Origin of the sequence: Microbacterium sp. BDGP8 (genome assembly GCF_029991045.1) — a bacterium.
GTDB lineage: Bacteria > Actinomycetota > Actinomycetes > Actinomycetales > Microbacteriaceae > Microbacterium > Microbacterium plantarum.
In genome coordinates this window covers 696,911-714,531 of the sequence record NZ_CP120712.1, presented here as the reverse complement: position 1 = coordinate 714,531, position 17,621 = coordinate 696,911, and the positions used below count along the sequence as shown (strand labels likewise).

Sequence of the window (17,621 nt, the reverse complement as noted above, 5' to 3'; positions counted from 1 at the left end):
CTATCCGGGACGACCCCCGGATGCGGATTGGACACCTCGAGCGAAAACCGCGCATCCGCCCCCGTTCGGGCCGCCTGCGATCCGCGCCCTCATGCGGATCGCGGCGGTTTCCTGGCAGTCGCCTGAGAGCGGTCGATCCGGCTCAGGCTTTGACCGGGCGCCCGCGCTTGGGCTTGTCGGTCGACAGCTCGATCGCCATGGCGCGTCCCGGATGCTGCGCGAGGCGATGCTCGGCGTGGTCGAGCCACCGCACCTCGGCCTCGGCCGCGAAGACCATGGAATCGACCACGAGCGACCAGGCGAGCTCCTCGGGGCCCTCGGGGTTCGCGCCGGCGTACTCGGAAGTGCGGAGCTCCTGCAGCCGCGCGAGCGAGGAGCGACGCTGCGCCGCGATCACCTCGCCGACGTCGACTCCGGGGAGGGTCGCCGCGACCGCGAGCTTGATCGCGAGCTCATCCCGTGTGCCCGCCGGCCGTTCGACGGGCGAGCCCAACCATGACGCGACCTCGGCGCGACCGTCATCCGTGATCTGCCAGTAGACGTGGCCCTGCCCATCGACCGCCCCCTTCTCGACGAGCCCGTCCCGCTCGAGCCGGTCGAGGGTGTTGTAGATCTGGCCGACGTTCAGCGGCCACGTCGACCCGGTCCGACGGTCGAACTCCACCCGCAGCTGATAGCCGTAGCAGGGGCCTTGATCGAGGATCGCCAGGAGGCTGAGTCGAACCGACACGATCGTCCTTTCGCATACCGGGTATGTAGTTTGCGAGTATATGCATACCGGGTATCGAACGACCTACCGGCGCGGCCCCACCACGATCAGGCTGCTGAGGATGCCGAGCCCGACGCCCACCGCGGTGTCGACGACGCGCTCTGCCGCGAGCTCCGCACCGCCCGCGCCCGCCGCACTCAGGATGAGCAGCACGAGCGGCGTGATGAAGACGAGCGCGAGCGCGTAATGACGCACGACGACGAGCTCGATGACGAACTGCAGTGCGCCGAGCACGATGCCGAGCACGACGCCGCCGAGCGGCACGACGCTGATCGCGAGGAACACCGCCGCACCAGCCGCGGTGCCGAGCGCCCGGTGGATGCCGCGCGACAGCGCGACGCGCCGACTCGTGCTGACCCCGAGCACGGCGATCCCCGCCCCGACGATCCAATAGGCGCGCTCGGGATCGACGAGGAGCGCGATCGCCGTGCCGACGACCGCCACCGCCGCCGTGCGCGTGACGAGTGTCCGCGTCGTCGCCCCACCCCAGGCGGCGGGGAAGAGAGAGCGCAGCGCGCGAGGCTGCGTGCCGCGGTGCGCGCGCCGCACGAGTGGGGCCGCCGTGACCAGCCATCCGAACAGGAGCGACGCCGCGAGGATACCGAGGTACAGCGCCGGGTTCACCGCGTGCGATGACTGCGGCGCGGTGACGTGGGCCGACAGCCCGTAGATGAGCACGGCGAACAGCGGGCCCGGCGGCCCCACCGAGCGCCCGAAGACCAGAACGGATGCCGCGACGGCGACCACGATGAGGCCGACGGCCACCGCGACGGGACCGATGGCCGCCGCCGCGACCCCGACCGCCGCGCACGACCACAGCACCGCCGCGACGATCGGGACGAAGCGCAGGCGCTCGAGCGGCGACAGACGCCCACCGTAGAGCGTCGCGAACGCTCCGGTCGCCGCGAGCAGCGCGATGCTCTCGAGCCCCAGCGCCGAGAGCACGATGACCGGCGCCGCCATCGCCAGCGCGGCCTGCAGCCCCAGATGCCAGCGTGGCCCCGGCGACGGCCCGAATCGCGTCAGGCTGCGGCCCAGCTCGCCCGCCTCACGCCGCCACCGGCCGGAACTGTCGGGCGTCGGTTCGGGCGAAAACGGCATTACCCCATTGTCTCGCGAGAACGGCGACGCCCGCGCACCGGCACGTACCCTGGAGGCGGAGAACGACATGAGCGACGATTCCCCCGCATCCCCGCCGCCGGAGACGCCCGCGCCCGGCGCGCGCGAACGAGCCGCCTACATCGAGACGGCGATCCAGCAGGCCATCCGCCGCGGCGACTTCGACGACCTGCCGGGAGCCGGCAAGCCGATCGCCGACCTCGGCCCGCACCATGACCCCGACTGGTGGATCAAACGGAAGATCCGCGAGGAGCAGCTCACCGGCCTCGGTCCGCCGGCGCTGACCCTGCGGATCGAGCACGCCGAGTTCGATGCCCGCGTCGACGCGCTCACCCGCGAGGACGATGTGCGCGAGTACGTCGCCGACTTCAACCGGCGCGTCGTCGAGGCCCGCCGGCAGCTGCAGGGCGGCCCACCGGTGGTGACGCCGACGCGCGACGTCGAGACCGAGGTCGCGGCCTGGCGTCAGCGTCGCGCGGATGCCGCCGCCGCGGCATCCGCCGCTCCCCCGGTCGAGCCTCGACGCCGTCGGCGGCTGTTCCGGCGCTGAGCGGTTCGCCGGCGCCCGGACGTCAGCGCAGCGCCTGCTCCACGTCGGCGAGCAGATCGTCCACCGACTCGATGCCCACCGACAGCCGCACGACCTCGACCGGCACGGCGGCCTCCGTGCCGCGGACCGAGGCGTGGGTCATCGCGTCGGGGTAGTTCACGAGCGACTCGACCCCGCCGAGCGACTCGGCGAGCTGGAACAGCCGCGTGGACTCCGCGAAGCGACGCGCCGCCTCGCCGGACTCGAGCGCGAGCGAGAGCATGCCCCCGAAACGGGTCATCTGCGACGCGGCGAGCTCGTGCCCCGGGTGAGAGGCGAGCCCGGGGTAGAACACGCGGGCGACACGCTCGTGCCCCTCGAGGAACGCGGCGATGGCCCCGGCGTTCTCACTGTGACGCTGCATGCGGACATCGAGCGTCTTGATGCCGCGCGTCGTGAGCCAGGCATCCATCGGTCCCGACACCGCACCGGCGGCGTACTGCAGGAAGCCGATCTTCTCGGCGAGCGCGTCGTCATCGAGCACGAGCGCACCGCCGACGACATCCGAGTGTCCGCCGAGGTACTTCGTCGTGGAGTGCACGACGACGTCGGCCCCGAGCTCGAGCGGACGCTGGAGCGCGGGGGTCGCGAAGGTGTTGTCGACGACGACCAGCGATCCGGCCTCGTGTCCGATGGCCGCGAGCCCGGCGATGTCGGTGATCCGCAGCAGCGGGTTCGACGGCGTCTCCACCCACAGCACACGGGGCGCCCGCTCGGCGACCGCGGCCCGCACTGCGGCCAGGTCGCTCATGTCGACGACACGCAGCTCGACCCCCCAGGGCGCCAAGACACGGGCGATGAGGCGATGGGTGCCTCCGTAGACGTCGTTGCCGAGCAGCACCTCGTCGCCGGGCGTCAGCGCGGCACGCAGCAGCACGTCCTCGGCCGCGAGGCCCGACGCGAACGAGAAGCCGTGCGCGCCGCCTTCGAGCGCCGCGAGCTGCACCTGGAGCGCCGTCCGGGTCGGGTTGCCCGAGCGGCCGTACTCATACCCGCCGCGGAGGCGGCCGATGCCGTCCTGAGCGAAGGTGGTCGAGAAGTGCACCGGCGGGATGACGGCCCCGGTGGTGGGGTCGAACTGCTGGCCGGCGTGGACGGCGAGGCTGGCGAGGCCGCGGGCGGAATCGTGCGTGCTCATGCGTCGCTCCTGGTGTCGTGGGTCGTGCGGGGATCGGGGATGCCGTGGTCGGGTTCGTCGACCAGGTCGGCGAACCCGTGGGTCCGCATCCAGTCGTCGTCGTAGATCTTCGAGAGGTATCCGCGGCCATGGTCGGGAAGCACGACCACGACGACGTCGTCGGGTCCGAGGTCGCGTGCCGTCCGCAGGGCGGCGACGACCGCCATGCCCGACGAACCGCCGACCAGCAGTCCCTCTTCGCGCGCCAGGCGTCGGGTCATCGCGAACGATTCCCGGTCGCCGACGCGCTCGTAGCGGTCGACCACCGAGGGGTCGAAGGTCTCCGGCCAGAAGTCCTCGCCGACGCCCTCGACGAGGTACCTCCCCACCTCGCCGCTGTAGATGGATCCATCCGGATCGGCACCGACGATCGTGACCGCGCCGCCGGAGGCTTCGCGCAGGTAACGCCCCGTCCCCGTGATCGTGCCGCCGGTGCCGACCCCAGCGACGAAGTGCGTCACGCGTCCCACCGTGTCACGCCAGATCTCGGGTCCGGTCGTGTCGTAGTGAGCCCGCGGTCCGGCGGCGTTGGCGAACTGGTTCGGCTTGAACGCGCCGTGGATCTCGCGCGCGAGCCGGTCCGAGACGCTGTAGTACGAGTCCGGATGCTCGGGCGGGACGCTCGCGGGGGTCATCACGACCTCGGCGCCGTACGCCTTCAGCACGGCCACCTTCTCGCCGGCGAACTTGTCGGGCACGACGAAGACCATCCGGTAGCCCCGCTGCTGCGCGACGAGGGCGAGTCCGACACCGGTGTTGCCGCTCGTGGGCTCGACGATCGTGCCGCCCGGGCGCAGCAATCCGTCGCGCTCGGCGGCCTCGATGATCCTCGCGGCGATGCGGTCCTTCGCCGAACTGCCCGGGTTGAAGTACTCGACCTTGGCGAGCACGGTCGCGCGCGTCGAGGCGGCGACGCGGGTCAGACGAACGAGCGGGGTGTTGCCGACGAGATCGGCGATGTTCTCTGCGTAGCGCACGAGGGTTTCCTCACGGTGTCCGCGCGCTCAGAGGCGCGGGTGCTGTCGGGGTCGTCTGAGGTGAGCGCGGCGGCGCTCAGCGACAACAACGACAGGTCTGCACGCGTCAACCCTAAGCCAGGGCCGCGCCGCTGTCGAGGGTTCCGGCTGTCGGGCTCAGCGCGACGACAGACCGCGGCGTTCGAGCGAGCGGCGCATCGTGTGGCGCCCGTGCAGGCTCGCGGCATCCCGCACCCGGGCGATCGCGGCGCGGAGCCAGCCCCGCGGCTCGCCCTGCGTGCGGTAGTACGCCGTGACGGCGTCCTCGTATGCGGCGATCTCGGCGTCGTCCGGCAGACGGTAGGTCTCGCGGTGACGGACGACCCGCTGCGGCAACCGGGGCTTCACCCCCGCCCGGTCGTTCGGGTCGGGGTGGCCGAGGACGACGCCGAACGCCGGGAAGGCCCCGTCGGGAAGCTCGAGCAGGTCGGCGATCTGCTCGGGATGGTTCCGGACCGCCCCGACGTAGACGGCGCCCAGGCCCAGCGACTCGGCGGCGATCACGGCGTTCTGTGCGGCCAGCGCCGCGTCGATGAAGCCGACGATCGTGCTCTCGATGTACTCCACGGCATCCGAAGGTTCCCCCGCGCGATGCGCGAGCTCGCGCGCCCGCGCCCAGTCGGCGACGAAGACGAGAAAGACGCCGCCCCGGCGGATGAAGTCCTGGTCGCCCGCGAGTCGTGCGAGCGCATCGCGTCGGTCGTGGTCGCGCACCTCGATCACCGACCACGCCTGCAGGTTCGAGCTCGTCGAGGCCGACTGGGCGGCGGCGATGATCGCGGTCAGCGCCGCATCGTCGATCTCGCCGGGCCCGAATCGCCGCACGGAACGGTGACGGTAGAGCACATCGAGCACATCGTTGCGCGGGAGGCCCTCGGGAGCGGGCGAACCGTACCGCCGAGTCCAGCCGTCGTGTGGTTCCGTCGTCACGCGGGGCACGTTACACGGCGTCATCGATCGTCTCCGACGTTCACGGAACATGCGACGGGTCGTCGTGGTTACTAACGTCGTGATCATGTCGCAGCCGAACCTCGACCCGTCCGCGGAGCACCCCTCCCGTCATCTGGGCGGTTCGCTGTCCGCCGATGACTTCAAGACGCTCTTCCGCGGGCACCCCGGCGGTGTCGCCGTCATCACGGCCGACGCCGGCGATGGTCCGGTCGCCCTGACGGCGACGTCGGTCTCCTCGGTGAGCGCCGACCCGCCGCTGCTGGTGTTCTCGGTGTCGGCGCAGTCCTCCGCCTCCGCCGTGCTGTCGACGGCCGAGACCGTCGTGGTGCACCTGCTCGACGCCGACGACCTCGCGCTGGCGAAGCTCGGCGCGACCCGCGGCATCGACCGCTTCGCCGACGCCTCCGCCTGGTCACGGCTGACCACCGGCGAGCCGGTCTACCGCGGCGTCCGCGCCTGGGTCCGCTGCGCCGTCGTCTCTCGCATGGATGCCGGCGGTTCGATCGTCATCGCCGGCCATGCCCTGCAGTCGCACGTCGAGCGCGACGTGGAGCCGGGCGGGCACGGCGATGCGCTGGTCTACCACAACCGCACGTGGCACCGGCTCAGCGAGGGCTCGGCGATCCGCGACTGACGCGGTTCCCCGAGCCCGGTCAGACCACGCCGATCGTGGCCGCCGGACTCGGCCCCGTCGCGACGGGGCGTCCCGGATCGCGGGACCACTGACTCCACGATCCCGCGAACACGCGCGCCCGGCGGTACCCGGCCACCGCGAACGCCAGCGCGGTGTGGGCTGAAGCGACGCCCGAGCTGCACGTGATGACGACGTCCGTGTCGGGTCCGACTCCGACGGCCGCGAGCGACATGCGGATCTCGTCCGGGTCGCGGAGAAGACCGTCCGGGCCGATGTGGACGACGGTCGGAAGGTTGCGAGCCCCCGGGATGTGGCCGCTGACGGGGTCGGCCCCCACCGCCTGACCGCGGTAGTGCTGGGGTGCGCGCACATCGAGGAGAACCCCGCGCGCCGGGGCGACAGCCGCTTCGTCGATGCCGGCGAGGCCTCCGCTCCCCTCCGGGAGATCGACGTCACCGGTCGCCGCGGCGCGGTCGCTGTGCTCCAGGCGACGGCCCGATCCGACCCAGGCGCGGAAGCCGCCGTCGAGCACCCGGATGTCGAGGCCGTGGCGACGGAGCAGCCACCACGCACGAGCCGCGGCGACCCCGTCGTTGTCGTCGTACGCGACGAGCCGGTCGCCCGCGTTCACACCCCACCGCCGGGCAGCGGCCTCGAGATCTGCGCGGCTGGGAAGCGGATGCCGTCCCTGTTCCGGAACACCGGGACGAGCGAGCTCGCGCTCGAGATCGACGTACACGGCGCCGGGCAGATGCCCGAGCAGATAGTCGGGTCGTCCTTCGGCACGGTCCAGGCGCCACCGGACGTCCAGCAGACGCACCGGAGCGTCCGCGGCAAGTTCGGCGGCGAGGTCGTCGACACTCACCAGGGGGGACATGACCCCATGCTCGCCACCGCGCGCTCCCATCGTGAACGGGGCCGAAACAGTCGGAAACCGGAGAACACAGAGAGACACACGAGGGCGAGCTCCGGTCACCGCGTGACTCCGGATGACGGCGGAGAAGCGCCGCCGCGGCCGCCCGCCGTACTCTTCCCCCCATGCCCGCTCTCGAGAACCACTCCGAATCCCTCGCCTTCGCGACGCGCCAGCTGCACGCGGGCGCCCGTGGCTTCGACGCGTATGGCTCGCGCGCGACTCCCATCTACCTGACCGCCGGCTTCGAATTCGACGACATCGCCGACGGCGAGGGCCGCTTCGCGGACCCCGCCACCGGGTTCAGCTACACGCGCGTGGGCAACCCGACCGCGGCGGCGGCCGAGCGGCGCATCGCCGACCTCGAGGGCGGCGTGGGCGCGCTGCTCGTCGGCAGCGGCCAGGCGGCGACCTCGACGGCGCTGCTGACGATCCTCGAGTCGGGAGACCACATCGTCGCGGCCTCCGCGATCTACGAGGGAACGCGCGAGCTGCTGCGCTCCGAGTTCGGGCGCCTCGGCATCGCAACGGACTTCGTCGACGATCCGCGCGACCCGGCCGCCTGGGAGGCGGCGATCGGCCCGCGCACCCGCGCCCTCGTCGCCGAGACGATCGCGAATCCGCGCGGCGGCGTGCTCGACATCCCGACCGTCGCCGAGGTCGCACACCGGCACGGCATCCCGCTCGTCGTCGACTCGACCCTCGCGACGCCGTACCTGCTGCGCCCGCTCGAGCTCGGGGCCGACATCGTCATCCACTCGGCGTCGAAGTTCCTGTCGGGCCACGGCACGGGTCTGGGCGGCGTCATCGTCGACGGCGGACGCTTCGCCTGGGATGCCGCGCCCGGCCGTTTCCGCCAGATCGCGGCCGAGACCGGACCCGACGGCCGCACGTTCGTCGAACGCTCGGGCGAGCGCGCCTTCCTCGACACCGCGCGCCGCGTCGCGATGCGCTTCGGCCCCTCACCGTCGCCCCTCAACGCCTTCCTGCTGCTGCAGGGCATCGAGACCCTGTCGCTGCGAGTGGAGCGGCAATCGCAGACGGCGGCGACCCTCGCCGGCTGGCTCGAGACCCGCCCGGAGGTCGCCGGCGTCGACTACAGCGGACTCCCCTCGCATCCGGACCACGACCTCGCCGTGCGCCTTCTCCCCGCGGGGCAGGGCGCGCTGTTCTCCTTCACCCTCACCGGCGGGCGGGCAGCTGCGGAGGCCTTCACGCGCAGCGTGCGGCTGTTCACCCCGATGACCCACCTGGGCGATGTGCGGTCGCTCGTGCTGCATCCGGCGACCACTACCCACGCGAGCCGCAGTGACGCCGACCTGGCGCGCATCGGGGTCGGGCCGGGCCTGCTGCGGCTCTCGGTCGGCCTGGAGGACGCCGGCGACCTCATCGCAGACCTCGACCGCGGACTCGATGCCGCCCGAGCCGCGACCGCCGCAGCACCGGAAGCGGTGTCGGCATGACGCGCGCCCAGCACTTCGGCTGGTTCCTCTCGCGCGGTTTCGGTCCCCACGGCTGGGCGCGGCCGTACCAGCGGTGGAATTGGCCGTGGCAGAAGCCCGACCTCTACCAGCACTCGGCCCGTGAGCTCGAGCAGGCGGGGTTCGACTTCGTCCTGATCGAAGACGCGCTCTCGGTCGGGATCACTCCCGAGACGCTGAACCTCCGCGTCCGCAAGGCCTACGGCGGGCCCAAGCACGACCCGTGGACGCTCGCCCCGTACCTGTTCGCCGCGACGCAGCACCTGGGCGTCATCCCCACCGTCAACCCGGCCGCGTGGCCGCCGTACCTCGCCGCTCGCCAGTTCGCGTCGCTGCAGCACCTCAGCGGCAGCAGGCTGGGCCTGAACGTCGTCACGGACGTCGGGTCGGCGCATCATTTCGGCGCGGAGCGCCTCGGGCACGACGCTGCCTACGACCGTGCGCAGGAATGGCTCGATGCGCTGCGCCTGCTGTGGCACAGCTGGGACGACGACGCACTGATCGCCGATCCCGACACGCAGATCTACGCCGACGGCTCGAAAATCCACGCCGTCCAGCACCGGGGCGAGTACTTCTCGTTCGACGGTCCCCTCAACGCCGAGCCCCTGCCCGCCGGCGACCCGATCGTCGCCTCCCCCGGCGGCTCGCCGCGGGGCATCGGCTTCGCCGGGGCGAACTCCGAGATCCAGCTCGCCCTGTCGAACCTCGACCCCGCGAGCATCCGCGCGTACCGCGGCCGCGTGCGCGAAGCGGCGATCGCCGCGGGGCGGGACGCCGACGCGATCAAGACTCTCTTCGTCGTCAAACCGATCGTCGCGAGCTCGGTCGAGGAGGCGGAGCGCATCGTCGAGGCATCGCGGCATCCCGACGAGGCGACGCTCGTCGAGGTGGCCGAGGCATGGTCGAGCGACCTCGAGACCGACCTCACGTCGCTCGACCTCGACCGCCCGCTCGATCCCGCGATCTTCGGCGATCACGTCTCGAAGGGCACCATCCGGGGGCTGCTCGGGCGGTACTCCGACTTCTCCGAGGCGCCGCTGCGCGACATCCTCGCCGGCAAGGCGCGGCTCGGACGTGTGACCGACGGTGCCGGAGGCACGGTGGGGACCGCGGAGGAGATCGCCGACGTCATCCAGGCGCTCGGCGACGACGCCGACAACGACGGGCTGATCTTCTCGGGCGACTTCCACCCCGTGACGCTCCACCGCGCTCTCGACGAGCTCGTGCCGGTACTGCGACGGCGGGGCATCCTGCGCTCGGAGCACACCGGGCAGGGCCTGCGCGCCGACCTCGACGCGTTCTGACCCCGGCCGGCGCGCTCAGACGTGCGGGTGCGTGCGCTCGAGCTTGGCGCCCTCGACGTCGACATCCGGGAGGATGCGGTCGAGCCACCGGGGCAGCCACCACGCACCGCGCCCGATGAGGTGCATGAGCGCGGGCATGAGCAGCATGCGCACGACGAGCGCGTCGACGAGGATGCCGAAGGCGAGACCGAAGCCCATCGAGCGGATGATCGTCGCCTCGGCGAAGATGAAGCCGCCGAAGACGGACACCATGATGAGCGCGGCCGCGATCACGACCGAACGCCCGGCACGGAAGCCCTGCATGACGGCGAGCCTCGCCTCGGAGCCGTGCACGAACGCCTCGCGCATCCCCGACGCCAGGAACAGCTGATAGTCCATCGCGAGCCCGAACAGGATGCCGACGAGGATCACCGGGAGGAAGTTCAGGATCGGACCGGTCGTGTGCAGACCGATGAGCTCGGCACCCCATCCCCACTGGAAGACCGCGACGACGGCGCCATAGGTCGCGAACAGCGACAGGATGAAGCCTCCGGTCGCGATGAGCGGCACGACGAGCGAGCGGAAGACGACGATCATGATCACGAGCGAGAGCCCGACCACGACCGCGAGGTAGATCGGCAGAATGCCGACGAGCCCCTCGGAGATGTCGATGTTGATGGCGGCCTGACCGGCGACACCGAGCGCGTACTCGCCGTCGACCGGTGGCAGTGAGCGCAGGTCACGCACCAGGTCCTCGGTCGCGACGCTGCTCGGCCCATCCGTGGGGATCACCTGGAACGCCGCGATGGTGCCGCTGTCGGAGACCGCGATCGGCGCGACGGCACTGACGTGGTCGCGGTCGGCGATCGCCTCGGCCACAGCGACCTGCGCTCGCAGCCGCCCCGTGTCGTCGAGGCCCTCGGGCAGGCTCGCGGTCACCAGCAGCGGCGAGTTCGCACCGGGGCCGAACGCGTCCTCGGTGAGCTCGAACGCACGCTGGCCGTTCGATCCCTCCGGCTCGGACGCTCCGTCGGGCAGGCCCACCCGCATCGACAGCGCCGGAACCGCGAGGGCGAGCAGGAGCCCGACCGACACGACGGCGGTCGTGATGGCGCGCCAGGTCGGCATCGCGCGCGTCGGGGTCGATACCGCGTCGGGCTGGCCTACGCGCGCACGCGCACGACGGCCGAGCACGCGCATCCCGAGCAGCCCGAGGAGCGCCGGCAGCAGCGTGATCGCGATCAGCACCGCGATGGCGACGCAGACGGCTCCCGCCGTACCCATGAGACCGAGGAACGGGATGCCGGTGATGTTGAGGGCGAGGAGGGCGACGACGACGGTCGATCCGGCGAACACGACGGCGTTTCCGGCGGTTCCGCCGGCGAGGCCGATCGACTCGTGCAGGTCGATCCCGCGCAGCAGCTGCTTGCGGTGCCGATTGAGCACGAACAGGGCGTAGTCGATGCCGACCGCGAGCCCGAGCATCACGCCGAGCACGGGCGTCACCGAAGCCATCTGCACGACTCCCGACAGTGCGAGCACCCCGAGCACGCCGACGCCCACTCCGACGATGGCGGTGACGAGCGGGAGGGCGGCGGCGATGAGGCTGCCGAGCATGATGAGCAGCACCACGGCGGCGACCGCGACGCCGACGGCCTCGCCGACGCCAAGGATCTTCGGCACGCCCTGGGAGATCTCGGTCGAGAAGCCCACCTCGACGCCGTCGATCGGCTCGGCGGTGAAGTGCTCGACGACGGCGTCCTTCGCATCCTGCGGCAGCTCGAGGCGCGGCAGGGTGAAGGCGACGTTCACGGTCGCGGTCGAGCCGTCCGGCGAGACGAGGGCGATACCGTCGGCGAGGTCGAGCAGGCGCCCGCCGAGGTCGGCGGTCTCGGCCTGCGCCTCGAGCTCGGTCCGCCCGGAGTCGAGGGTCGCCTGCTGCCGCTCCAGCTCGGCGCGGCCCGCGTCGAGCTGAGCCTGCTGAGCGTCGAGCGCGGCGAGCTGCGCGGCCGGAGCACCGGCTGCCTCGAGTTGGGCGCGCGCGGCGTCGAGCTGGGCCTGGCCCGCCTCGAGCTGCGCCGTGCCCTGATCGAGCTGCGCCTGTCCGGCGTCGAGCTGGTCGCGCGCGGAGGAGATCTGCGCTTGACCGTCAGCCAGCTGCTGGGCCTGCGCCGCGCGCTGCGCCTCGGCCTCGAACGGGTCGTTGACGGTCGCGACGTCGGGCAGATCCGTGGCGGAGGCGACGAGGTCGGAGATCGCCGCACGCTGATCGTCGGTGAGCGCGCCGTCCTCAGCGTGGAACACGACGGTGCCCGCCGCTCCGGCGAAGTCGGGCAGCTCCTCGGCGAGCTGGTCGGTGACCTTCGACGAAGCGGTGCCCGGGATGTCGAAGCTCGATGAGAGTCCGCCGAAGCCGAGCGCGAAGGCGCCGCCGGCGATCCCCAGCACGGCGACCCAGGCGACGACGACGAGCCATGCGCGACGCGCGGCTCCCTTGCTCAGGCGGTACAGCAGCTCGGCCATCAGCGACTCCTTCGGAATGCGGACGCCCTTGACGAGACGCAGCGTCTCGTCAACCCTAACCCGGGACCAGCGCGTGGACGATCGCCCGGATGCCGTCCGGCGTCGGAGCCGCGCCCATGAGCACCTGCATCATCATCCAGCCGGCGATCGCGTCGCCGATCTCGACCGCGGCGACCGCGGGATCTCCGTGCGCGACGACCCGCGCCCGGATGCCGCCGTCGGCGCTCAGCCGATCGCGCATCAGCTCGCCGATGGCCGGGTGCTCGGTCGCCGCGGCGACGAGCGAACGCAGCAGCATCCGGCCCTGCGGCGCATCGAGGACCGACCACACCCGCGACATCCACTCCGTGAGATCGCGGCGCAGGTCTCCGGTGTTCCGCACCGCGAGCTGCTGTCGGAAGATCATGCCCTCGAGCAGCGCCTCCGTCAGGATCGCCGCACGCGAGGGCCACCACCGGTAGATCGTCTGTTTGCCGACCGATGCCTGCCGCGCGATGGCCTCGATGGTGAGATTCTCGTAGCCGTTCTGCGCGAGCAGGTCGGCCGCCGCCGTCAGGACCGCGAGGCGGGCCTGTTCGCTCCGCCGCGGACCGGCCCGGTGCTCCTCCATCCCCCCACCGTATCCAGCCGAACGCTACGGTGGAGGCCATGCTCGCCGTGCTGGTCCTGGCCGATCACGACCTGGTGCGCCGCGGCGTGGCCGACCTGATCGACGCGGCCGCGGGCATGCAGGTCGTCGCCGAGGCGGCGACCGCACGTCAGGCGAAGGCTCGCGCCGGGGTGACACGACCGGATGTCGCGATCCTCGGCTATCAGCTGGCAGACGGCACCGGCGCGGCGGTCTGCGCCGCCCTGCGCGCAGCGGATCCGCGCCTGCACTGCATCATCCTCTGCGCCTCGGACGACGACGAGGCGCGTCGCGAGAGCGCATCGGCGGGCGCGTCCGCCTTCCTCCTCGAGGACGTCGCGGCCGGAGAGCTGATCGACGCCGTGCGCCGGGTGGGATCGGGCCATCCGCTGGGCGCGACGCTGCATACGACCGCGTCCTCCGCGCCGTCTCCGGACCCTCTCCCCCGGCGCCAGCGGGAAGTGCTGGCGCTCGTCGCCCGCGGGCTGTCGAATCGCGCGATCGCGGCCGAGCTCGGCATCGCCGAGAAGACGGTCAAGAACCATCTGACAGGCATCATGCGAACGCTCGGCGTCACCAGCCGCACGCAGGCCGCTCTTCGCGCGGCGCAGCCCGCGCACGAATGAGCGAAGGCGCGGACCCCCGGGGGGGATCCGCGCCTTCGGCGGGGCGACTCGGTGTCAGACGAGCCACCGGAAGCGCTGCACGAGAGGCAGCTTCTTCCACATGGCGCCGAGGCCCCAGGTGTCGCCGGCGTGGAGCACGGCGATCACGATCAGCGCGAGCGCGTAGACGATGTGGTAGTCGACGAGGGGGTTGGTAGATGCCGCACCCCAGGCGAACGGCCACTCGGCGAGGTACATCAGGAGCATGACGAGGCTTCCGGCTACCGCTGCGACGCGGAGACCGATGCCCGACATGACGGCGACTCCGATGGCCAGCATGCCCGCCATGAACAGGACGTCGGCGAGCGGGCTCGCCATGCTCTGGAACCAGGGCTGAAGGGGGCCGGTGACGGCGGGGCTGTTGAGGAAGCCCTGCGCCGGGGTGCCGCCGTTGATCCACGCCCGCTCGAACGGCGTCAAGAATCCGAGGCCGAACAGCTTGTCGAGGAACGCCCAGAGGAAGATGAAGCCGGTCGCGTAGCGCAGCGCAGCGAGAGTGCGGCGCCCGGCGAGCGAGGTCACGATCTCGTCCTGGCGGGCGATCGCCTGGGTGCGGGTCCGAGCCTCCGTGCGGGGGATGGCTGCGTGGACCGCGTGCGTGGTCATTTCTGTCTCCTTCGTCGTATGTGGTCTGACCACATAACTATCTCGCATTCGCGATGACTCCACCAGGGACCAAAGTCCCAGTCGAGCTCTGCGCCTCCCGCGCGATATCACCGTGCCGAATCGGAGACAATCCCCGCACGCGTCTCCTCCACCGGTGCTTAGGGTCGCGCCAGGAGGAGAAATGACCCACATCGATGAACTCGCCCGGCTGGCACAGGAGAGCGGCACCGTGATCGCGGTGGCGGAATCGCTGACCTCGGGCAACCTCGCCGCCACCATCGGCGCGGCGGAGGGCGCGGGCGACTGGTTCGCCGGCGGCGTCGTGGCCTACCGACTGGAGACGAAGCACCGCGTCCTGGGTCTGGCCGAGGGGATCGACCCCTGCTCCCCGGAATGCGCCGAGCACCTCGCACGCGCGGTCCGCGACCTGACAGGCGCGGATCTGGCGGTGTCGGTGACGGGCGTCGGGGGTCCGGAGCCGCACGACGGCCACGAGCCGGGGACGGTGTACCTCGGGTGGAGCGACGGCGCAGAGACGGGCCACGTCCTGCTCGACCTCGACGGCGAGCCCGAACAGGTCATCGACGACAGCGCGAACGCAGCCGTCGGGTTGCTGATCGATCGGATGCGGCGCTGACCGCACCCGAGCCTCAGGCCCGCGAAAGCGGCGGACGGTGCGCGATGGGAGTCGGCTTGGTCGCCAGCGGCGACCCGGTGCGGCGGGACGCGGCGTGTCGGTCGGCGATCGCGCAGGCGGCTTCACCGATCGCGACGAAGGTCTCGGTCCCCGCAGTGCCGCAGAGCCACACCACCTCGAAGACACCGTCCCGGCGCCGTTCGACGTAGGCGACGACGGCATCGGCATCGGAGGACGGGCGCGTGGGATCGCATACCCGCCAGGCATCCTCAGCGATCTCATCCCAGCGCAGTCCCGTGTGGTGCATGGGACGAGCCTGCGTCGACAGCGGGCGAAACCCCAGGGCCTTGACAGGGCGCTCAGCGGATGCGTCAGCCGGTTGTCGCCTGGCGGATGCGCTCCATGGTCCGCAGCGTCGCCGCCGTGCGCGCCTGGTCCTCGTCCGGAGCGATCGCGCCGCCCACGAGCTCGACGAAACGCGCGACCTCGCCGTCGAGCGTGTCGACGGCAGCATCCGACGTCCACGCGGACTCCGCACCGTCGAGACCGACCCGTGTCACGCGGCGCGGACTGGCCAGGTGATCGATGAGCAGCGTCGCATCCTCGCCCTGGATCTCGCTCGACCGGAAAGCGGTGGTGATCTTCGAGTAGCCGACGTCGACGACCAGCCCCGGGTATTCGAGCACCGCCAGACCGGCGCCGTCAGCGCCCGTGGCGATCGTCACCGACGACCCGGCCACGCGGGTGGGTTCACCGAACAGGAGGACCGCCGCGTGCACGCCGTAGACACCCAGATCCGCGAGCGCTCCGCCGCCCATGGCGGGATCGAAGATGTTCGGCGTCCCACCCGCCAGCACGGCGTCGTAGCGCGACGACCGTTTGGCGTAGTGGAACGAGGCGCGGCGGAGGGTTCCGAGCGATCCGAGCTGCTCGCGGACGGCCGCGATGCCGGGGTCGTACGCCGTGCGCATCGCCTCGAGCAGGATCACGCCCGCGCGGCGCGACCGGTCGACGAGGTCATCCCACTCCCGGGCTGTGGCGACCGCGGGCTTCTCCACGAGCACGTGCTTGCCCGCCGCGATGGCGGACTCGACCTGCGAGCCGTGGGCGGCGTTCGGCGAACCGATGTAGACCGCGTCGACTTCGGGATCGGCGAGGACGGTATCGAGGCCGGCGATCGCCCGTGCGACACCCAGACGATCGGCGTAGGCCTGCGCCTTCACCGCATCTCGAGACGACACCGCGACGACCTCGATCCCCGGGGTGCGAGAGGCCGCACCGATGAAGGCGTCGGTGATGACACTCGTGCCGATGGTGGCGATGCGGATCATGTCCCCCAGCCTAGGAGGCCGGAGGACCGCTGCCGGGCCGCGCCTCAGTGACGCCGGGTCGAGCGCAGCGTCTGCACCGCTTCATCGAAGCGGAGCGTCTGACGCAGCTCGACGGCAGCCGAGTACCAGGGCCCGCCGAGGGCTACGAAGACCGCGCCGACGACGTCGATGTAGCCGAGGGTGACCTCTCCCTCTCGCACCTCGTAACGGTCGACGTCGACGAGCTCCCAGCGGACGTCCGCCTCGGTGCTCGGCGCTTCCGGCCGCCGCGACGGCAGCTGACGCAGAGCGCCCGACGTGGCCAGGCGCACCGCGCTGGGCTTGCGGGCGATCGGTGACATATCCAAGACCATGATCACTCCCGTCGCTCTGACACGACTATCGCGGCCCGAGCCGTCTGCACCTACCCGCTTGACAGAAGTTCACGAGGGGTTTACGCGCCATCCCTCCTCTAACTAGTTCGCCTAACTAACCGGAATTAATTAGGCGGACCCCCGCCAGTACGCTCGCGTCCGTGGGAACACTCGTTTACGGCAGTCAAGGACGGACGTTCGACGTAGAAGACCGTCTGCTCGCGCACCTGCGGGTCGTGTTCATGAACAAGCTGCGCCGCAACGAGCCGTTCATGTTCCACCGTTCGACCGACAGCGGGCTGTTCAGCGTGTGGGTGCACCCGGCCGTCCCGATGGTGTTCCTCTTCAGCGGCAGCCGTCCGCCGACGATCAATCGACATTGGGTCGAGGCCCTCCTGCTCGAAGCGGGCGGAGCGAACGGCCTGCGTGTCGTCCCGGAGCCCGCGACCGGCGACGCCTGACCTCAGCGACACTCCTCGTCGACCGCATCCGCGATCGCGTCGAGAAGGGTCGTCAGCTTCGCGGCGGTGTCGTCATCCAGCCCGCGCGCGATGTCGCGCACACGCAGCGTCAGCGGATCGACACCCTCGACGTCTGCGTTGCGATCGGTCGGCACGACGTACTTGCTCCGACCGTCGTCGGGGTTGCGCTCGAACGCCACCAGTCCCCCGTCGCGGAGACGCTTCAGCATGGTCGTCGCCGTCGGCGTCGAGATGCCCAGCGAGGCGGCGATGTCGGTCGGGGTGACGCGCCGGCCGGCATCCGCGCTGTCGTACACCACCCGCATTGCGGCGCGCGCCGTCTCACTGGGACCGCAGTCGCTCTGACGCCGCCGAGCCAGGCTGGCCTCTGCCAGACGGAGCCGTTCGACGGCTCGCGCGACGGATTCGGGCTCGGAAGCACCGGACACCATGAACCTCCCGCAGACGACAATGGTGCGTCCACT

At 71.4% G+C, this 17,621-nt stretch carries 20 protein-coding genes; 7 read left to right on the top strand and 13 right to left on the bottom strand.

Annotated elements, in window-relative coordinates:
• Positions 1 to 142: 142 nt before the first annotated feature.
• The gene (locus tag P6897_RS03355; RefSeq protein ID WP_282502095.1) at positions 143 to 730 is read right to left on the bottom strand and encodes a PadR family transcriptional regulator; all 588 of its coding nucleotides are present in this window, start codon (positions 728 to 730) and stop codon (positions 143 to 145) included.
• Positions 731 to 793: 63 nt separating this feature from the next.
• Positions 794 to 1,870, bottom strand: a complete 1,077-nt coding sequence (locus P6897_RS03350) for an FUSC family protein (protein ID WP_282502094.1) — start codon at positions 1,868 to 1,870, stop codon at positions 794 to 796.
• A gap of 67 nt (positions 1,871 to 1,937) precedes the next feature.
• On the opposite strand from P6897_RS03350, the gene P6897_RS03345 reads away from it, so the two are divergent.
• Positions 1,938 to 2,438: a DUF1992 domain-containing protein gene (locus tag P6897_RS03345; RefSeq protein ID WP_282502093.1), complete on the top strand. Its 501-nt coding sequence runs from the start codon at positions 1,938 to 1,940 to the stop codon at positions 2,436 to 2,438.
• Between the two features lie 22 nt (positions 2,439 to 2,460).
• On the opposite strand, the gene P6897_RS03340 is transcribed toward P6897_RS03345, so the two are convergent.
• The 3 genes from P6897_RS03340 to P6897_RS03330 all read right to left on the bottom strand — a co-directional run bounded on the left by P6897_RS03340 (position 2,461) and on the right by P6897_RS03330 (position 5,600).
• Positions 2,461 to 3,615, bottom strand: coding sequence for a cystathionine gamma-synthase (locus tag P6897_RS03340; protein WP_282502092.1), 1,155 nt, complete (start codon positions 3,613 to 3,615; stop codon positions 2,461 to 2,463).
• Positions 3,612 to 4,631 carry a pyridoxal-phosphate dependent enzyme gene (locus tag P6897_RS03335; RefSeq protein WP_282502091.1) on the bottom strand — a complete coding sequence of 340 codons (1,020 nt, stop codon included), beginning with the start codon at positions 4,629 to 4,631 and terminating at the stop codon, positions 3,612 to 3,614. The genes P6897_RS03340 and P6897_RS03335 overlap by 4 nt, the downstream gene beginning before the upstream one ends.
• 156 nt (positions 4,632 to 4,787) lie before the next feature.
• Entirely contained in the window at positions 4,788 to 5,600 is an 813-nt protein-coding gene (locus P6897_RS03330; RefSeq protein WP_282502090.1) for a nitroreductase family protein, read from the bottom strand.
• An 85-nt stretch (positions 5,601 to 5,685) separates the two neighbouring features.
• On the opposite strand from P6897_RS03330, the gene P6897_RS03325 reads away from it, so the two are divergent.
• Positions 5,686 to 6,255 (top strand): flavin reductase family protein, encoded by a 570-nt coding sequence (locus P6897_RS03325; protein ID WP_282502089.1) that lies wholly within the window; start codon positions 5,686 to 5,688, stop codon positions 6,253 to 6,255.
• 19 nt (positions 6,256 to 6,274) lie between these two features.
• Here the strand turns inward: P6897_RS03325 and P6897_RS03320 are convergent, their stop codons facing one another.
• Positions 6,275 to 7,132 carry a sulfurtransferase gene (locus P6897_RS03320; protein ID WP_282502088.1) on the bottom strand — a complete coding sequence of 286 codons (858 nt, stop codon included), beginning with the start codon at positions 7,130 to 7,132 and terminating at the stop codon, positions 6,275 to 6,277.
• Between the two features lie 161 nt (positions 7,133 to 7,293).
• Between P6897_RS03320 and P6897_RS03315 the strand changes: the two genes are divergently transcribed.
• Positions 7,294 to 8,631: an aminotransferase class I/II-fold pyridoxal phosphate-dependent enzyme gene (locus P6897_RS03315; RefSeq protein ID WP_282502087.1), complete on the top strand. Its 1,338-nt coding sequence runs from the start codon at positions 7,294 to 7,296 to the stop codon at positions 8,629 to 8,631.
• Positions 8,628 to 9,953 carry an NtaA/DmoA family FMN-dependent monooxygenase gene (locus P6897_RS03310; RefSeq protein WP_282502086.1) on the top strand — a complete coding sequence of 442 codons (1,326 nt, stop codon included), beginning with the start codon at positions 8,628 to 8,630 and terminating at the stop codon, positions 9,951 to 9,953. The genes P6897_RS03315 and P6897_RS03310 overlap by 4 nt, the downstream gene beginning before the upstream one ends.
• Before the next feature lie 15 nt (positions 9,954 to 9,968).
• Here P6897_RS03310 and P6897_RS03305 read toward each other — a convergent pair whose 3' ends face one another.
• Together P6897_RS03305 and P6897_RS03300 are read right to left on the bottom strand one after the other, a co-directional pair.
• Positions 9,969 to 12,455 carry an MMPL family transporter gene (locus P6897_RS03305; RefSeq protein ID WP_282502085.1) on the bottom strand — a complete coding sequence of 829 codons (2,487 nt, stop codon included), beginning with the start codon at positions 12,453 to 12,455 and terminating at the stop codon, positions 9,969 to 9,971.
• A gap of 55 nt (positions 12,456 to 12,510) precedes the next feature.
• The gene (locus tag P6897_RS03300) at positions 12,511 to 13,065 is read right to left on the bottom strand and encodes a TetR/AcrR family transcriptional regulator (protein WP_112616556.1); all 555 of its coding nucleotides are present in this window, start codon (positions 13,063 to 13,065) and stop codon (positions 12,511 to 12,513) included.
• Positions 13,066 to 13,103: 38 nt separating this feature from the next.
• On the opposite strand from P6897_RS03300, the gene P6897_RS03295 reads away from it, so the two are divergent.
• Positions 13,104 to 13,709, top strand: coding sequence for a response regulator transcription factor (locus P6897_RS03295; RefSeq protein WP_282502084.1), 606 nt, complete (start codon positions 13,104 to 13,106; stop codon positions 13,707 to 13,709).
• Between the two features lie 54 nt (positions 13,710 to 13,763).
• Here P6897_RS03295 and P6897_RS03290 read toward each other — a convergent pair whose 3' ends face one another.
• Positions 13,764 to 14,354, bottom strand: coding sequence for a DoxX family protein (locus P6897_RS03290; protein ID WP_282502083.1), 591 nt, complete (start codon positions 14,352 to 14,354; stop codon positions 13,764 to 13,766).
• Positions 14,355 to 14,535: 181 nt separating this feature from the next.
• Between P6897_RS03290 and P6897_RS03285 the strand changes: the two genes are divergently transcribed.
• Positions 14,536 to 14,991 (top strand): CinA family protein, encoded by a 456-nt coding sequence (locus P6897_RS03285; protein WP_282502082.1) that lies wholly within the window; start codon positions 14,536 to 14,538, stop codon positions 14,989 to 14,991.
• A 13-nt stretch (positions 14,992 to 15,004) separates the two neighbouring features.
• Here the strand turns inward: P6897_RS03285 and P6897_RS03280 are convergent, their stop codons facing one another.
• From P6897_RS03280 to P6897_RS03270, 3 genes are all read right to left on the bottom strand, one after another.
• Positions 15,005 to 15,298: a hypothetical protein gene (locus tag P6897_RS03280; protein ID WP_282502081.1), complete on the bottom strand. Its 294-nt coding sequence runs from the start codon at positions 15,296 to 15,298 to the stop codon at positions 15,005 to 15,007.
• 64 nt (positions 15,299 to 15,362) lie between these two features.
• Positions 15,363 to 16,322 (bottom strand): Gfo/Idh/MocA family oxidoreductase, encoded by a 960-nt coding sequence (locus P6897_RS03275; protein WP_282502080.1) that lies wholly within the window; start codon positions 16,320 to 16,322, stop codon positions 15,363 to 15,365.
• A gap of 44 nt (positions 16,323 to 16,366) precedes the next feature.
• Complete coding sequence (locus tag P6897_RS03270) at positions 16,367 to 16,663, bottom strand: hypothetical protein (RefSeq protein ID WP_114589261.1); 297 nt, start codon at positions 16,661 to 16,663, stop codon at positions 16,367 to 16,369.
• Between the two features lie 173 nt (positions 16,664 to 16,836).
• Here P6897_RS03270 and P6897_RS03265 point away from each other — a divergent pair, with 173 nt between their 5' ends.
• Positions 16,837 to 17,136 carry an ATP-dependent DNA ligase gene (locus P6897_RS03265; protein ID WP_282502079.1) on the top strand — a complete coding sequence of 100 codons (300 nt, stop codon included), beginning with the start codon at positions 16,837 to 16,839 and terminating at the stop codon, positions 17,134 to 17,136.
• Between the two features lie 2 nt (positions 17,137 to 17,138).
• Here the strand turns inward: P6897_RS03265 and P6897_RS03260 are convergent, their stop codons facing one another.
• Positions 17,139 to 17,588, bottom strand: a complete 450-nt coding sequence (locus tag P6897_RS03260) for a MarR family transcriptional regulator (RefSeq protein ID WP_269267256.1) — start codon at positions 17,586 to 17,588, stop codon at positions 17,139 to 17,141.
• Positions 17,589 to 17,621: the final 33 nt, after the last annotated feature.

Bases quoted from the DNA above. Each gene is read 5' to 3' on its own strand.
- P6897_RS03350 (WP_282502094.1), bottom strand. From the start codon at position 1,870: ATGCCGTTTTCGCCCGAACCGACGCCCGACAGTTCCGGCCGGTGGCGG.
- P6897_RS03345 (WP_282502093.1), top strand. From the start codon at position 1,938: ATGAGCGACGATTCCCCCGCATCCCCGCCGCCGGAGACGCCCGCGCCC.
- P6897_RS03340 (WP_282502092.1), bottom strand. From the start codon at position 3,615: ATGAGCACGCACGATTCCGCCCGCGGCCTCGCCAGCCTCGCCGTCCAC.
- P6897_RS03325 (WP_282502089.1), top strand. From the start codon at position 5,686: ATGTCGCAGCCGAACCTCGACCCGTCCGCGGAGCACCCCTCCCGTCAT.
- P6897_RS03320 (WP_282502088.1), bottom strand. From the start codon at position 7,132: ATGTCCCCCCTGGTGAGTGTCGACGACCTCGCCGCCGAACTTGCCGCG.
- P6897_RS03315 (WP_282502087.1), top strand. From the start codon at position 7,294: ATGCCCGCTCTCGAGAACCACTCCGAATCCCTCGCCTTCGCGACGCGC.
- P6897_RS03310 (WP_282502086.1), top strand. From the start codon at position 8,628: ATGACGCGCGCCCAGCACTTCGGCTGGTTCCTCTCGCGCGGTTTCGGT.
- P6897_RS03305 (WP_282502085.1), bottom strand. From the start codon at position 12,455: ATGGCCGAGCTGCTGTACCGCCTGAGCAAGGGAGCCGCGCGTCGCGCA.
- P6897_RS03300 (WP_112616556.1), bottom strand. From the start codon at position 13,065: ATGGAGGAGCACCGGGCCGGTCCGCGGCGGAGCGAACAGGCCCGCCTC.
- P6897_RS03295 (WP_282502084.1), top strand. From the start codon at position 13,104: ATGCTCGCCGTGCTGGTCCTGGCCGATCACGACCTGGTGCGCCGCGGC.
- P6897_RS03290 (WP_282502083.1), bottom strand. From the start codon at position 14,354: ATGACCACGCACGCGGTCCACGCAGCCATCCCCCGCACGGAGGCTCGG.
- P6897_RS03285 (WP_282502082.1), top strand. From the start codon at position 14,536: ATGACCCACATCGATGAACTCGCCCGGCTGGCACAGGAGAGCGGCACC.
- P6897_RS03280 (WP_282502081.1), bottom strand. From the start codon at position 15,298: ATGCACCACACGGGACTGCGCTGGGATGAGATCGCTGAGGATGCCTGG.
- P6897_RS03275 (WP_282502080.1), bottom strand. From the start codon at position 16,322: ATGATCCGCATCGCCACCATCGGCACGAGTGTCATCACCGACGCCTTC.
- P6897_RS03270 (WP_114589261.1), bottom strand. From the start codon at position 16,663: ATGTCACCGATCGCCCGCAAGCCCAGCGCGGTGCGCCTGGCCACGTCG.
- P6897_RS03260 (WP_269267256.1), bottom strand. From the start codon at position 17,588: ATGGTGTCCGGTGCTTCCGAGCCCGAATCCGTCGCGCGAGCCGTCGAA.